Here is a 15,002-nt window from a genome sequence, read left to right as displayed (position 1 = left end):
CAATGTTTCTGTACGACGGGCCCGGCGTAATTGGGCACAATCGAGTCATTCCAAAAAGAGTCCGCCCCATGCTGATCGATGAAGAGTTGACCCTTAAAAAACTCGAGGTGTTCCTGGCCTTCATGCGCACCGGCAACCTGGCGCGGGCCGCGGCCGAGTTGCAGACCAGCAACGTCAGCGTGCATCGGGCGATCCATTCCCTGGAAAGCGCCCTGCGCTGTCCTTTGTTCAAGCACGAAGGCCGCAGCCTGACGCCGCTGGAAAGCGCATATGTGCTGGAAGAGCGAGCGCAGAAGCTGATTCAGGATGTCGTCGAAAGCGTGCGCCTGACCCGCGAAGCCGCCGGATTCTCGGCCGAGCGTTTCAAACTCGGCTCGCTGTACTCACTGACGGTGAAGACCGTGCCACAGCTGATCATGGGTTTGAAGATCCGCCGCAGCGAGCTCAACATCGACCTGATTCTGGGTTCCAACATCGACCTGCTCTACAAGCTCAAGAACATGGAAGTCGATGCGGCCCTGGTGTCCCTGGACGAGAGTGTCAACGATCCGGATTGCGAGCAGATCCCGCTGTTTTCCGACGATATTTTCCTCGCCACACCCGCCGATTCCAAGTTTGCCCAGCGCACCGAAGTCGACCTGGCCGAGGTCCGCGACGAAACTTTCATCACCCTGACCCAAGGCTTCGCCACCCATCAGGACGGCAAGCGGGTATTCGAGCAGGCAGGGTTCGAGCCGAAGGTGGCGATGCAGGTCAACGACATCTTCACCCTGCTGAGCATGGTCAGTTCAGGTGTGGGTTATGCGTTGCTGCCGGGGCGGATTGCGGCGGTGTACGAGAACCGGGTGAAGCTGATCCCGTTGCAGGAAAAGTACCGGTTGCAGCAGCACATTGGCGTGGTGTTCCTGAAGGCCAAGGAGCGTGATCCGAATCTGCTGGCGTTGCTGGCGGAGTGTCGGATGTATGCCAATCGGCAGGTCTGACGGAGCCCTTGTGGCGAGGGAGCTTGCTCCCGTTCGGGTGCGAAGCGCCCGCAAAATCAGGCCACCGGATTTACCTGACTCATCTCGGTGGTAGATTTCAGGGCTGCTACGCAGCCCAGCGGGAGCAAGCTCCCACGCCACAAACAGCAGTCACTGGACTACCCAACAATCCCGCGAACAATGAAGTACAACAACGAAGGCCCCAACAAGCAGCCAAGCCCGGTGTGGAAGGTCGCAGTCAACGCGCCATAAGGCACCAGGCGTCGATCCGTCGCCGCCAAGCCGGCGGTCACGCCACTGACCGTCCCGGCCAGCCCGCCGAACACCATCGCCGAGCGCGGGTTATCCAGGCCCATCCAGCGCGCCGCCATCGGTGTGCCGACCATCACCAGGATTGCCTTGATCAGGCCCGTGGCAATCGACAGCGCCACCACATCGGAGCTGGCGCCAATCGCAGCTCCCGTCACCGGGCCGACGATGTAGGTCACCGCACCGGCGCCGATGGTGGTCATGCTCACCGCATCGCGGTAACCGAAGACCCAGGCCATGCACGCGCCGACAATAAACGGCAGTACGGTGCCCAGCAGCAGCGCAATCACACCGATCAACCCGGCCTTTTTCGCTTCGGTGGCTTGCACCTCGAATGCCGTGGCGACGATGGCGAAGTCCCGCAGCATCGCGCCGCCCATCAGCCCGATACCGGAAAACAGTGTCAGGTCCGCCAGGCCTTTTTGCCCGCCGGTCATCGTGCCGCCGACCCAGGCCAGTACCAGGCCAATGACGATGGCAATCGCCGAGCCGTGGATACGCCCGAAGGTCAGGCGCTTGGAGATCAGCACTGACACCCACATGATCACGCCGACGAAGGCGAATGCGGTGACCAGACCGTTGTGCTCCAGACCGCTCTTGATGAGATCCCACATATCAGCGACCTCCTGCCGGTGCGCCAACCGGTGTTACATCCACCGGTTCATCGGGCAAGGGTTCGCCTTTGTGGGTCCGGCTGATCAGGGCAATGGTGCAGCCGCAGATCACCACCGAACCGATCGCCGCCAACACCGCCACCGGACCGCCATGCAGCGCCGTGACCACGTTTTGTTGCGCGGCCATCGCCACCACCACCGGGATATACATGGCGCCCCAGAAGCCGACGCCCAGCTCGCAATCCTTGGTCATGCCGCCACGCCTGTGCATCCACAACCGTGCGCAGATCAGCAGGATCATCGCGATCCCGACTCCGCCGACGTTTGACTTCACTCCCAGCAACACACCGAGCATGTCACCCATGATCACCCCTGCCAGCGTACAGATCGCCAACAGCGCCACACCGTAAATAATCATTGTTGTAGTCCTCAAAGTGCATTTCGAATGTTGTTTTTGTTGTTCGAAGCCTTAAGTCGGGTGATTTAAGAGTGGCGGCCTTCCTCCTCTCGCATCAGCGCCTGCAAGGTATCGAGCCGGGCACCGTCGAAGGCAATCACGGTACCCTGCTCGAACACCCGGCGCGCCAGTCCGGTCAGCACCGCACCGGGCGGCAGTTCGATCTGTAGACGTACACCACGCTCGTAGGCGCCTTGTACCGTGCCGCGCCAATCGACGATGCGGCACATATTGAAGGCCAGGTCGTCACGCAAGGCTTCAGGCTTGATCAGCGGGCGCGCGCGACTGCCGCTCAGGTAACCGATCTTCGGGGTTTGCAGCGGCACCTTGGCGAAGGCTTCGGCCAACCGTTGCGCGGGCACCTCAAGCAATGGGCAGTGGGACGGCACGCTCACTGCCAGACGCTTGGCCAGGCCAGCCCCGCAACCTTTCGCCAACTCGGCCACTGCTTTCATCGCCGTGTCGCTACCGGCAATCACCACCTGGTTATCGGCGTTGATATTGGCCAGATAAACCGGCATTTGCGCGCTGTGCACCCGGGCCAGCAATCCTTCCACCGTGGCCAGGTCCAGACCGATGATCGCGGTCATACCGTAGCCCTGCGGATAAGCCTGCTGCATCAGCTCACCGCGCAGGCTGACCAGATGCAACGCATCGCTGAACCCCAGGGCACCGGCCACCACCGCTGCCGGGTAAGCACCGATCGACAAGCCGGCCACGTAGTCCGGGGTCAAGCCCAACTGGCGTGAAGCGGCGACACCAGCGATCAGCAGGCAAAGCTGCACCGCCCTCGTCGACTGCAACGCCTCGGCAGAGTCCAGCTGCGTCACATCCTCACCGAGCAGGTCGCTCGCCTCGTTCAATGTTTCCCGAGGCAAACGCGCGAGCATTCCGGGTTGTTGCGCGCCCTGGCCGGGGAACACCAGCAAGCTGCTCATGCTGCTTGCTCCTGTGGATTCCACGGATCAGTCACCAGGCTGGCCTGAGTGGCACTTTTCAGCAGGACCCGCGACGAAGCGCCGGCCCATTCGCGCAAGGCAACGGCGCCCGACGGTGTCTGCAATTGCAAGTCCACGCGGCACACGGCTGCATCGAGAACAGCCACCAACGCCCGGGCATCGACACGACTCAACGGACGTGGCGTACGCAGGATCAGATCGAGATCGCTGCCCTCGTGCAAGGCGGCAAATCCACTGGCCAACTCGAACCCGGCGCTGCCGCTGACACCCCAGACCCAACCGCTGTCATCGAGGTGCGAGCGCAGTTGCGCCAAGGCCCGCAGCGCCGGGAAATCGCGCTGGCCTTGAACATGGCACAGCTCTTGCGGCCGCACCCGCCGCGTGATGGCAGCGACTTCCATCACCGCCGCAAATCGCTGTTCGCGCAACGGCCCGCGCACGCCCACCGCCACCTGCCCCGCCTCACTCAAGGCGCGACGGACCACCACCGGCTGGCCGGCACTGATCGACTCGATCACCCAGGCAGGCGCATCCGCCGGCAACTGCCGTGGGGTCATGCCCCACAGCAGGTCGTGAGCCAAGAGCGTGCTCACCACTGCGCTCTCAGCAATTGGCGAACCTTGCTCGACGCCGCCCGATTGGCCGCCCCCAGGCGACCGCCCAGATCACGGCCAGTGGCGGCCACATCGCCAATCGCCAGATGCAGGCACTCGGTCACCCGCGCCAGATCCGCCGCCGTCGGCTGCTCAATCTGCTCCACCGTCAAGGTTTCCCACAGCAGCCCGAGGCTGGCATAACTGTCGATGTCATAGGCCATCGGCGGCACGCTGGCCGCCAGGGCTTCGAGTTCTTCGACGCTGCGCAAGGTTACCCGCGCCGCCGACGCCTTGCCCATGGCATGCACCATCACCCCCGGATCGCGCAGGGCGATCAAGCGGCTGGCCTGATAGCCGTGGGCCAGAAACGCCCCGGACATCGCCTTGCCCACCAGCAAGCCGATCACCGCATGACCGGCCAGACGGGCACGGGCATAACTGTCCGCCGCAGCGGCCAGCGCCTGATGAATGCCGAGGGCTTCTTCGCGTCGACCGTAAGCCTGGCTCGGCACGTCGACGATGGCGATCAGGGCACGTTTTTGTGCCTTGTCCTGATCGGCGGCGATGACTTCATCCACAGCCTTGGCCAGGCCCCAGCCTTCGAGCAAGCCAACCTCGCCGTTGCGGGCACGGACGAAGCGGTTTTCCGGGTCGGCCACCACCGCGATGAAACGCACAGGTTGATCGCCCAGCGAACCGTCGGCGACCTTCAGCGAAGCCGGCAAACCCTCGACCGCTTTCGCCCCGGCACTCAAGGCGTTGAACCAGTTCAAGCCTCGCAGGGAATACGAACTCATGGGCGTTCTCCTTGGTACAGATCGCGAACCACAGATGGCTCGATTTGCGGCTCGGCATCCAGACGCGCCAGGCGTTGCAGGAACAACTCCGCCTGACGGCTGCGCGGTTGTTCAGGCAAACCTTGCTGGAGCAACTCGCCGACTTGCTGGCGGATCTGCGCCACGTCGTCGGCAACATAGCGATCCACCAGGCCACTGGCAAAGCGCTGCTCACCACCGGTCAGGCTCCAGATGAAGGGCCGGTCGCGGGAGTCGTACTCCTCGAGTCCGGCTTCCTGTTCGATCACCTGTGGACCGTTCAGGCCCAGTCGCGCCTCCCGGGTCACCAACAGATAGCTGCACAACCCGGCGGCAATCGACATGCCGCCAAAGCAACCGACGCTGCCCGCCACCACCCCGACCACGGGTTGGTACTGCTGCAAATCGACAATCGCCGCGTGGATGTCGGCAATGGCCGCCAGGCCGAGGTTGGCTTCCTGCAAGCGCACGCCGCCGGTTTCCAGCAGCAGCACGGCGCGGGTCGGGATGCCGTTGCGGTTGTCTTCGGCGGCCAGTTCCAGTGCGCCGGCAATTTTTGCTCCGCCGACTTCACCGAGGCTGCCGCCCTGGAACGCCCCTTCGATGGCTGCGATCACCACCGGCAAACCATCGAGATTGCCCTTGGCGATCACCACGCCGTCGTCGGCTTGCGGCACCACGCCCTGGCGCGATAGCCACGGCGACATGATCCGTTGAAAGGGGTCGAGCAATTCACGGAAGGTGCCGGCGTCGAGCAGGGCCCTGGTCCGTTGCCGGGCACCGAGTTCGACGAAGCTGTGCTTGTTGAGCAGGGATGCGCTGTCAGTCATGGCCGATCTCCTCGAAACCCTGTTCCAGGCGCAGGCGCACCACGCCGGGTGTCGCGCCGAAATCGTGGATGTCGATATCCATGGCCGGTGGCGTCTGGCCGTCGAACATCCGTGCGAACAGATGCTGCCAGCGTTGTTCGCTGCCATTGACCGAGGTCTGCACATTGATCGTCAGCTTGCCGGCCTGGCCCGGTTCGATCAGTACTTCCAGATCGCCAGAGCCGACACAGCCCACCAGAGTACGACCGCGTGACGGCTGCCCGGCGGGGAATTCAAAGGATAAGGTTTCCATCAAAACACTTCCTGGATAAGGCCGTCGCCAGACGCGATACGGTCGATGAACAGGCAGGCTGCGAGCAGGTCGGCAGCGCCGCCGGGCGAGGCATTCAACGCGATGAGTTGTTGGTCCAGCTCGTGCAGGCGGCGACGTCCGCCGAGGCTGGCACTGCCACCGGCATCGAGCACCGCCCGGGCGCCCAGTTGCATGCTGTTCAAGCCTTCTTCACCGGCGCGATAAAGCACGCAGGTGTCGGCCAGATCGGTCATGATCGCCAGCAGCGCATCGAGCCGGGCGTTCTGTTCGCCATGACCGGCGGCGCGGCTGCGCAGCAGTTGTGGCAGAGCACGTTGAGTCACCGCAGGAAAACCCAGCTGCGCTTCTTCACGGGCGCCGCGAGCGCCGTAGCGTTGGGCGACTTGCGCACCGTGACTGAGCGGACGTGGTGCAAAACGGTCGTCGAGCAAGGCCAACCTCGCAGCACGTAACGCCACGCTATTGGCGCTGCAGGATTGAGGTTCCAGTGCAGCGGCAGTGATCAACAAGCCCAAGGCCCAGATTGCCCCGCGATGGGTGTTCACCCCGCCGGTAGTGTCGAGCATGACTTGCTCACCTTCGCGACCGATGCGGCCCACGGCTTCGCGCAGGGGCAAGCCGATTTCGCCGAGCTCGATGGCGGCTTCAGCCATTTCTTTAAAGGCCGGCCACAAAGACAGCGCTGAAGCGTGCATCAGCCCCAGGTGCAAATCGGTGTGGGCGCCATTGCCGCGACGGTCGACCAGTGCCGGCTTTGGCGACAGATCAGCCTCGTCGATCAGCGCGTCCACTGCCAGGTCCGCCAGCCGTTCGGCCAGGCTCAGGCTTTTGGGTTGCAGGTTAAGTGCGTGCATTACCAGCTCCTGAACTTGGCGGGCGGGTTGTAGAGGCCACCGGACCATTCCACCAGATCGGCCACGCTTTTCGCCGCGAGCAGTTCGCGGGTGGCATCGGTGCGGCGGATGCCGAGGTCTTCGGGCAAGGCGATCAGCCCTTCGCGGCGCATGCGTGCGGTGTCTTTGGGGTTGTGGCGCAGGCCGATGGCGGTCACCCCGGCGACGGCGGCGATCATCGCCTGGCGTTCTTCCAGCGAGCGCGCCTTGTACAGGTAGGCGATGCCTTCTTCGGTCAACAGGTGGGTCACGTCGTCACCGTAGACCATGATCGGCGCCAGTGGCATGCCGCTCTTCTTCGCCACATCGACCGCATCGAGGGTTTCAACGAAAGTCGGTTTGCCGCCCTCCTGGAAGGTTTCGACCATCTGCACCACGAGCTTTTTGCCGCGCTCAAGCATCGGCTCTGCCACGTCGGTGTTGCGCATGTCGAGCCAGGCCGGTGTGCTGTGACGACGACCGCGCGGGTCGTGACCCATGTTCGGTGCCCCGCCGAAACCGGCCAGACGCCCGCGGGTCACGGTGGAAGAATGCCCGTCGCCATCGACTTGCAAAGTCGCGCCGATGAACAGGTCCACGGCGTATTGCCCGGCCAGTTGGCTGAACATCCGATTGGAACGCAGGGAGCCGTCGCGCCCGGTAAAGAACACATCCGGCCGCGCCGCAATGTAGTTCTCCATCCCCAGTTCGGTGCCGAAGCAATGCACGCTTTCCACCCAACCACTTTCGATGGCGGGAATCAGGGTCGGGTGCGGGTTGAGGGTCCAGTTGCGGCAGATCTTGCCTTTGAGGCCGAGGGACTCGCCATAGGTCGGCAGGATCAGTTCGATGGCGGCCGTGTTGAAACCGATGCCGTGATTGAGCGACTGCACGTTGTGTTTTTCGTAGATCCCGCGGATCGCCATCATCGCCATCAGCACGTGCACGGGCTTGATGTGCCGAGGGTCGCGGGTGAACAGCGGTTCGATATAGAACGGCTTGTCGGCCACCACCACGAAGTCGACCCAGGAGGCGGGAATGTCGACGCGTGGCAAGTCGCTGACGTCGTCCACCAACTGGTTGACCTGGACGATGACGATGCCGTCGCTGAAGGCCGCCGGCTCGATCAGTGCCGGGGTGTCTTCAGTGCTGGGGCCGGTGTAGATGTTGCCGGCGCGGTCGGCCATGAACCCGGCCGAAAGTACGACATTGGGGATCAGGTCCACCACCAGCCGTGCGTAGAGTTCGATGTAGGTGTGGATCGCGCCGACTTCCAGCAGGCCGTCTTCAAGCAACTGACTGATGCGCAGGCTCTGGGTGCCGGCGAAAGAGAAGTCGAGCTTGCGGGCGATGCCGCGTTCGAACAGGTCCAGGTGCTCGGAGCGTCCGACGCTGGGCATGATCATGTGCAAGTCATGCAGCTTCGCGGGGTCGGCCTTGGCCAGGGATCGCGAAAGGAAATCCGCCTGCTTCTGATTGTTGCCTTCGAGCACCACGCGGTCGCCGGGCAGGATCAGCGCTTCAAGCGCCGCGACGATGTTGTCGGTGGGCAACACCACACCGTCGGCAAGACCTCGCACCAGCTCGAGGCGCCGCTGCTTTTCGCTGCGCCGCCGCGTCCATCGCGAGTCGGGGGATATTGTTGTTGTCATGACCACTCCACGGGTTCGCTGTCGTGGAGCTACCTTAGGAGTGTTGGGCGCAGCGTATCAATCAAGCAGAGTGGTGGATCGTTACGCTCAGGTTAATGATCGAGATCTGCGTCGTTCATGCGGGCCTCTTCGCGAGCAAGCCCGCTCCCACAGGGTTTTGTGTTCACCACAGATCAACTGTGGGAGCGGGCTTGCTCGCGAAGGCGTCAGTCAGATCATCGCAGAATCGGGATCAGTTGATTAACCCGGCATCCACCAACAACGTCTCCAGCGCCAACAAATCCGGCACCTTGGCCACCTGCTCGCCCACCTGCACCGCCGCTTGTTCCAGCGCACACAACGGCACATCCACGTAACTCAACTGGCTATCGAGCTTGCAGGAGCGCGGAATCCCCTGCACCAACAGCGCAATGAATTTCAGCTCGGGACGCCCGCCGAGGGCGTTGAGAATGACGATCCGCGCGCGTTCGCCAATGACGATTTTCTGCGCGCATGCCGACTCGAAACTCAGCAGCGGAATCTGCCGGTCGCGCCACGTCACCAGGCCCAGGTACCACGGCGGCGTGTCGAGGTCGAAGGTCCCCGGCTGCTGGTAATCGATCAGCTCGGCAACGGCGACATTGGGCAGGATCAGGTTGCGGTCGGCCAACGGCAGCAGCAGGCCGGTGAGGTTACTGGTGCGGTGCTCAAGCATGGGTCTTGCTCCACAAGGCGATGCTTTCGAGCAGCACCGATTCCTGGTACGGCTTGCCCAGGTAGTCGTTGACGCCGATGGCCATGGCGCGGTCGCGGTGTTTCTGCCCGGTGCGGGAGGTGATCATGATGATCGGCAGGTGTTGCAGGCGCTCGTCGTTGCGCACCTGGGTCGCGACTTCGAAGCCATCCATGCGCGGCATCTCGATGTCCAGCAGCATCAGGTCGGGCATGTGCTCTTCCAGCAGCAGCATGGCGTCGACCCCGTCCTTGGCGGTCAGCACATTCATGCCATGGCGTTCGAGCAAGCGGCTGGTGACCTTGCGCACGGTGACCGAGTCGTCGACTACCATCACCAGCAGCGGGCGCTGCGGTTCGGCCTCGATCTCTTGCCCCGGCGAACGCTGGGGGACACGGGCCTGCATGGCGCGGATCGGCGCCAGCAAATCCAGAATCAGCACCACCCGGCCGTCGCCGAGAATCGTCGCACCGGATACCCCTTGTACCGCCGCAAACTGCGGCCCCAGGCTCTTGACCACGATTTCGCGAGTGCCGGCCATGGCGTCCACCAGCACCGCAATGTGCCGTTCGTTGCACTGCACCAGCAACACCGGCAATGGCAGGCTCTGGCCCAAGAGTTTCGGGCGCTGGCTGGTTTTCAACAGCTCGCCCAGGTAGCACAGCTCGTAACGTTGTCCGGCGTATTCGTAGGTCGGTGAATCGAAACGAAAATACCCTTCGAGTTCATTGGGCAGGACACGCACGATGCCGTCGATGGTATTGAGCGGGATCGCGTATTGGTCCTCACCGCACTGCACCATCAACGCCCGGTTGACCGATACGGTAAACGGCAGGCGAATGCGGAAATGCACGCCCTGCCCGGGCACCGAGTCGATGCTCATGGTGCCGCCCAGTTGCCGCACCTCTTCGTGCACCACGTCCATGCCGACGCCGCGCCCGGAGATCTGGGTGATTTTTTCGGCGGTGGAAAACCCCGGTTGCAGGATGAACTGCAACACGTCGTGAGCACTGATGATGCTGTCCGGGGCGAGCAAGCCGCGCTTGATCGCCTTGCGCCGCACCGCGTCCAGCGGCACACCGGCGCCGTCGTCGCGGATGTCGAAAATGATGTCGCCGCCTTCGCGCAGCAGATCGAGGGAGATCTTGCCCTTGGCCGGTTTCCCTGCCGCCAGCCGCGCTTCGACGGACTCCAGGCCATGGTCGACGGCGTTGCGCAGCATGTGTTCCAGCGGCGCGGCCATGCGCTCGAGAACGTTGCGATCCATCTCGCCTTCGGCGTTGTCGACGATGAAGTCCACGTCCTTGCCCAGTTCGCTGGACACCTGCCGGACGATGCGCTGCAAACGCGGGAGCATGCGTTCGAACGGCACCATGCGCGTGCGCATCAGGCCTTCCTGCAATTCGGTGTTGATGCGGCCCTGCTGTTGCAGCAGGTTTTCCGTGTCGTGATTGCGTCGCTCGAGGGTTTCCTTGAGGTCGAGCAAGTCAGAGGCCGACTCGAACAGCGCCCGGGACAGCTGCTGCAACTGTGAGTGGCGGTCCATTTCCAGCGGGTCGAATTCCTCGTAGCCCAAGCGTTCGGCGTCGACTTGCTGGCGGCTGAGGATCCGCCCCTGGGTCTCGGTATCGAGGCGGCGCAACTGGTCGCGCATCCGCTCGATGGTGGTCTCCATCTCATTCAGGGCGATGTGCGCATCGTTGACCTGCTGTTCGATCCGGCCACGGAAGATCGAGGTCTCACCGGCCAGGTTGACCAGATCGTCGAGCAGTTCCGCCGAGACCTTGACCATGTCGGCGCCGGCATCGGGCGGCGGCGCCAGCGGCTCGGCCTTGGCCTTGGCCGGCGGCGCAACCGGCGCGGGCGATTCCGGCACGGCCGGGTGGCTGAAGTTCTTGATTGCGTCGATCAAGCGGTCGGCCGGCGGCATCGGCTCACCGGCGCGGGCCGCATCGAGCATCTGCGCCAGGCGGTCATGGCTGCGCTGCAACAGCGCGAACAAGGGTTCAGTCGGTTGCAGCACGCCAGTGGACAGGCCTTCGTAGAGGAACTCCAGTTCATGGGCCAGATCGCCAATCGCGGCGATTTCCACCATGCGCGCACCACCCTTGAGGGTGTGCAGGTCCCGCAGCAGGGTTTCCACTTCCTGGCGACTCGAAGGCTGGGCCTGCCAGCGCGCCAGCGCCGCCCCCGAGCTTTCGATGATGTCGAAACCTTCCTCAAGGAAGATCTCCAGCAATTCCGGATCGTGCGCAGTCGGGTCGGTGCCGGTCGCCTGCCGGGCCCCCTCGGCGACACCTGCATGCCCTTGACGGTAGGCGCGAATGGCTTCGATCAGCTCACGGGAATTGTCCAGCGGCTGGTTGAGCTGCAACTGTTCGAGGTACAACGCCAGTCGCTCATGGCACTGTTTGAGCAGCACCGCCAGTGAATCGCTGAAGGCATAACGACGATCCACCAGGCCCTGGTAAAGGCTTTCCAATTCATGGGCCAGATCGCCGACCGGTCCGATCTCGGCCATGCGCGCGCCGCCTTCGAGGGTGTGCAGATCCCGTTGCAGGGACGACAGCGGCGCGGCGTTGTCCGAGTCGCGTAACCAGCGCTGCAAGGCCTGACCGGCGCTCTCGAGGATATCCACCGCTTCTTCAAGGAAGATCGCGACGATCTCATCGTCCACCCCCGGCGCCGTCGCACGCTGCTCAAGCTCGGCGGTGGCCGTACCCAATTCACGGATGCTCAGGCTGCGGCTGCCATCGCTGCGGATCAGGCCCACGGCCGACGGGTCAAGGCTCTCGTCGAGCAGTTCGCGCAAGGCCCTGATCCGTTGCGGTTGGGGGCTGACTTCCTGGCCCGCGGCCAACTCGTCGAGCATGTTGATCAGCGCTTCGTGGGCAGCCTGTGCCTCCTGGAAAAACCGCTCGCTGACCGCCAGGCTGCTTTCTTCCACGGCGCCGTACAGATCGAGCAACGCTTCGCACAGTTCATCCACCGGGTGCAGGTCGGCCAGATGGGCGCCTTCGCCAAGGGTGGTCAATTCGTCCAGCAGAGCGCTGAGTTCCTGACGTTCGCCGGGATGTTGCTGCCAACGCTGCAGCAGGCTTTCGGCGTCCAGCAGGATGTCCATGCCCTGGGCGAGGAAGTTGTTGATCAGTTGCGGGTCGCGCTTGATCCGCAGCCCGGTGTTTGGTGTGCTCAGGAGGCTTTCCAGGCGCTCGGCCAGCAGCGCCCTGGCGCGCTCGTTCAAACCCCGGGCACCGGGAATTTCCGCCAGCGGATCTGTCTTGAGCTGGCGCAAGCCGAGGCGAAACAGCCCTTCAGCTTCCAGCAGCAATTCGACTTCATCCAGATCCAGCGCGAGCAGGTGCGCCTTGTATTCCCGGGCCAGTTGATCCAGCGGTGCGGCCAGTTCGGCAATCGGCAACACGCCGGCCATGTAGGCACTGCCCTTGAGGGTGTGCAAGGCGCGCTGCAATTCGTCGCTGGCCTGCAACGGTACATGTTCGGCGGCCTGATCAAGGAAGCGATTGAGGCTGCCCAGATGGGTTTCGGCCTCTTTGCGAAAGATCTCCAGCAATAGCGGATCGAGGGCCGCGACATCTTGCGTATCCTCATCGGACACGGGTTCATTGCCCTTGGCCAGGGCATGGGCGCGGGCGGCCAGCTGATCGACATCGTTGCGCTGGCGCTGGGCATTGGCGGCGTATTCGGCCACCAGCTCCGGCAGCAGATGCAGCACATCGCCGATCAGTTGCTGCACCTTGGCACCCGGCTCCACGCTGCTTTCCAGTACCCGGTTGAGCAGGTTTTCCACAGCCCAGGCCAGCTCACCCAGCACCAGGGCGCGCACCATGCGACCACTGCCCTTGAGGGTGTGGAAAGCGCGGCGCAGTTCGCTCAGGGCCGAGCGGTTGTCAGGGTTGGCGGACCAGCGCGGCAAGTACTCGCGCAGGATTTCCAGGACTTCGTCGGTTTCTTCGAGGAACACTTCGCGCAGTTCCTCGTCCACCGGCACTTCGCCCGAGGGCGGCGGCAGCAGGCTGCCAGGGGTGTTCTGCGCGGGCGGGTTCAGGCTCGAAACCGGGCTGGCGAGCACATCGGCCAGGGTCTGGACGACCTGAGGATCATCCAGCTCCTGCATCATCTGCATGACCTGCGCATCGCTCGGGTTGAGCACATCATCCAGCACGGGTACGTGTTGCTCACTAGGGAAAAAACCGAGGCTCGCCAGGCTTTTTTCCGCGACATCGAGCAGGTTTTCGCCCTGGGCCTGCGGGTCATCGCTGAGGCGCTCAAGGTAGTACTCGATGCTGGTGATCACGTCGGCCAGGCTGTCCAGTTCCTGCCAGCCCGGTTGGCCCGGCTCGAGCAACAGGTGCTCGCGGATAAAGTGATTGCAGGTTTCCACCAGGCTCGCCGCCCGGCTCAAGGGAATCATCGCCAGCGCCCCGCGCACCTGGGTCAGCAAGGCCGGCAACGCCTGCAAGTGCTGGCGGTCCCAATCGGCGTCGATATAGTCGACGATCATGTCCTTGGCCTGCTGCAAACAGATGCGGGCCTCCTTGATCACGATCTGATGGATCTGCGTCAGATCGGTGGTCGGCAGGCGGTTGTCGTCCTGGCTCTCCGGCTCAACGGTTCCGACCATGCCGGCCAGCGTCGCTTCGACGTACAACAAGGCCCCGGCAACGTCCATGAGGATCGCATCGTTGGGTTCGCGCTGGCCCTGAGCGAGGCTGAGCACCACCGCCAGTTGATCGATGATCACCTTGCGCGGTTGGCCGAAACCCAGCACCGCCAGGGTGTCGGCGATTTGCCGCAGCGGCGCCAGCAGGCTGTCGAGGTCGGAGGTGTGCTGGCGGTCACTGCGCACGAACAGGTCCAGGCGCTCCTTGACCCGCACCAGCTCTTCGCACAGTGCAGCCAGCACCGAGCGCATGGCGTCACGGTCGGGACCTGCCAGCCGCGCGCGTTCTTCATCGACCATCGCGCTGTCGGGCAGCGCGTCGTCCAGTGAGTAGCGTTCTTTCATGGTCAGCATCTGCCCGGTGGGATGTTCGGCCTTGGCAATGTAGAACAGCAAACTCTTGAGCAGCTCCGGCGGGGCCGGTTGATTGATGCCGGGCATGCCTTGTTCGAGCAGGCGTTTGAGTTCCTTGTCGGCCTCCTTGAACAGGCTGCGCAAGGCCGGGCTATTGGCGATCGCACCGCCCTGCATGCCTTCGACCAGCGCCGATGCCACCTGCCATAACGGGCTCAGGGGGGCGTCTGCGCACAGTGTTTCGAGGCGGGTGAAGACCTTGGCCAGGTAATCGAGGTTGGTGTCGTTGTCCTGTTCACGCAGGAATCCGACCAGCGCCATTTGCAGCATCTGCCGCAGCTTGCGCAGCACACCGGGCAACTCGGCCGGTTCCAGCTGCGCCAGCGTTTGTGCGTCCAACGCTGGCAACTCGGGCAATTGCGGGCTGAACAGGCTGGTTTCCGACAGCAGGCTTTCGCCCCGGGCGCTGCGCAGGTCGTTGATCAAGGGCAACACCACCAATGGCAGGTCGCGACGCGCGCCTTGCACCCGGTCAAGGTAGATCGGCAGTTGCCCGAGGGCCTGCATCAACAGGTGCAACGCCTCGTCGCGATGGCTGACACGATTGCCTTGCAGGGCCATGGCCAGTTGTTCCATTTCTTCGGCGAGCAACGCCGCGCCGTAGAACTCGACCATCTGCAAACTGCCGTGGACCTGATGGATGCATGCCAGGCAATCATCCAGCGCTTGGGTCGCCTGCGGGTCATCGAGCAGGTTTTCAATCGCGTGATGAGCCTGTTTCAGCGTTTCGGCAATCTCGCCCTTGACCCACTCGAGGGCCACATAGTCGTGCCGATCACCCATAACCACTCC

General features: G+C 63.5%; 12 protein-coding genes. 1 reads left to right on the top strand and 11 read right to left on the bottom strand.

Annotation, left to right across the window (positions count from 1 at the left end; genetic code table 11):
- The first annotated feature begins 68 nt into the window (after window positions 1–68).
- Window positions 69–983, top strand: a complete 915-nt coding sequence (locus ASD95_RS02310) for a LysR family transcriptional regulator (RefSeq protein ID WP_046039288.1) — start codon at window positions 69–71, stop codon at window positions 981–983.
- 158 nt (window positions 984–1,141) lie between these two features.
- Here ASD95_RS02310 and madM read toward each other — a convergent pair whose 3' ends face one another.
- The 11 genes from madM to ASD95_RS02255 all read right to left on the bottom strand — a co-directional run bounded on the left by madM (window position 1,142) and on the right by ASD95_RS02255 (window position 14,993).
- Window positions 1,142–1,906, bottom strand: coding sequence for a malonate transporter subunit MadM (gene madM, locus ASD95_RS02305; RefSeq protein WP_056726513.1), 765 nt, complete (start codon window positions 1,904–1,906; stop codon window positions 1,142–1,144).
- Between the two features lies 1 nt (window position 1,907).
- Window positions 1,908–2,324 (bottom strand): malonate transporter subunit MadL, encoded by a 417-nt coding sequence (gene madL / locus ASD95_RS02300; protein ID WP_056726512.1) that lies wholly within the window; start codon window positions 2,322–2,324, stop codon window positions 1,908–1,910.
- Between the two features lie 65 nt (window positions 2,325–2,389).
- Window positions 2,390–3,301, bottom strand: coding sequence for a malonate decarboxylase subunit epsilon (gene mdcH / locus ASD95_RS02295; RefSeq protein WP_056726511.1), 912 nt, complete (start codon window positions 3,299–3,301; stop codon window positions 2,390–2,392).
- On the bottom strand, window positions 3,298–3,918 hold the full coding sequence (locus ASD95_RS02290; RefSeq protein WP_056726510.1) for a malonate decarboxylase holo-ACP synthase: 621 nt from the start codon (window positions 3,916–3,918) through the stop codon (window positions 3,298–3,300). The genes mdcH and ASD95_RS02290 overlap by 4 nt, the downstream gene beginning before the upstream one ends.
- The gene (gene mdcE / locus ASD95_RS02285) at window positions 3,912–4,715 is read right to left on the bottom strand and encodes a biotin-independent malonate decarboxylase subunit gamma (RefSeq protein ID WP_056726509.1); all 804 of its coding nucleotides are present in this window, start codon (window positions 4,713–4,715) and stop codon (window positions 3,912–3,914) included. The genes ASD95_RS02290 and mdcE overlap by 7 nt, the downstream gene beginning before the upstream one ends.
- Window positions 4,712–5,563 (bottom strand): biotin-independent malonate decarboxylase subunit beta, encoded by an 852-nt coding sequence (locus ASD95_RS02280; RefSeq protein WP_056726508.1) that lies wholly within the window; start codon window positions 5,561–5,563, stop codon window positions 4,712–4,714. Before ASD95_RS02280 ends, mdcE begins: the two co-directional genes overlap by 4 nt.
- Window positions 5,556–5,855, bottom strand: a complete 300-nt coding sequence (locus tag ASD95_RS02275; RefSeq protein WP_056726507.1) for a malonate decarboxylase subunit delta — start codon at window positions 5,853–5,855, stop codon at window positions 5,556–5,558. The genes ASD95_RS02280 and ASD95_RS02275 overlap by 8 nt, the downstream gene beginning before the upstream one ends.
- Window positions 5,855–6,730: a triphosphoribosyl-dephospho-CoA synthase gene (locus tag ASD95_RS02270; RefSeq protein WP_056726506.1), complete on the bottom strand. Its 876-nt coding sequence runs from the start codon at window positions 6,728–6,730 to the stop codon at window positions 5,855–5,857. Before ASD95_RS02270 ends, ASD95_RS02275 begins: the two co-directional genes overlap by 1 nt.
- Window positions 6,730–8,400: a malonate decarboxylase subunit alpha gene (gene mdcA / locus ASD95_RS02265; RefSeq protein ID WP_056726505.1), complete on the bottom strand. Its 1,671-nt coding sequence runs from the start codon at window positions 8,398–8,400 to the stop codon at window positions 6,730–6,732. Before mdcA ends, ASD95_RS02270 begins: the two co-directional genes overlap by 1 nt.
- Before the next feature lie 232 nt (window positions 8,401–8,632).
- Window positions 8,633–9,094 carry a chemotaxis protein CheW gene (locus ASD95_RS02260; RefSeq protein WP_056726504.1) on the bottom strand — a complete coding sequence of 154 codons (462 nt, stop codon included), beginning with the start codon at window positions 9,092–9,094 and terminating at the stop codon, window positions 8,633–8,635.
- Entirely contained in the window at window positions 9,087–14,993 is a 5,907-nt protein-coding gene (locus ASD95_RS02255) for an Hpt domain-containing protein (protein WP_056726503.1), read from the bottom strand. Before ASD95_RS02255 ends, ASD95_RS02260 begins: the two co-directional genes overlap by 8 nt.
- Window positions 14,994–15,002: the final 9 nt, after the last annotated feature.

The sequence above is a fragment of the Pseudomonas sp. Root71 genome (assembly GCF_001429045.1).
GTDB classification, from domain to species: Bacteria; Pseudomonadota; Gammaproteobacteria; order Pseudomonadales; family Pseudomonadaceae; genus Aquipseudomonas; species Aquipseudomonas monachiensis.
The sequence above is the reverse complement of the archived record's forward strand: the minus strand, read 5'-3'. Positions and strand labels throughout refer to the sequence as shown.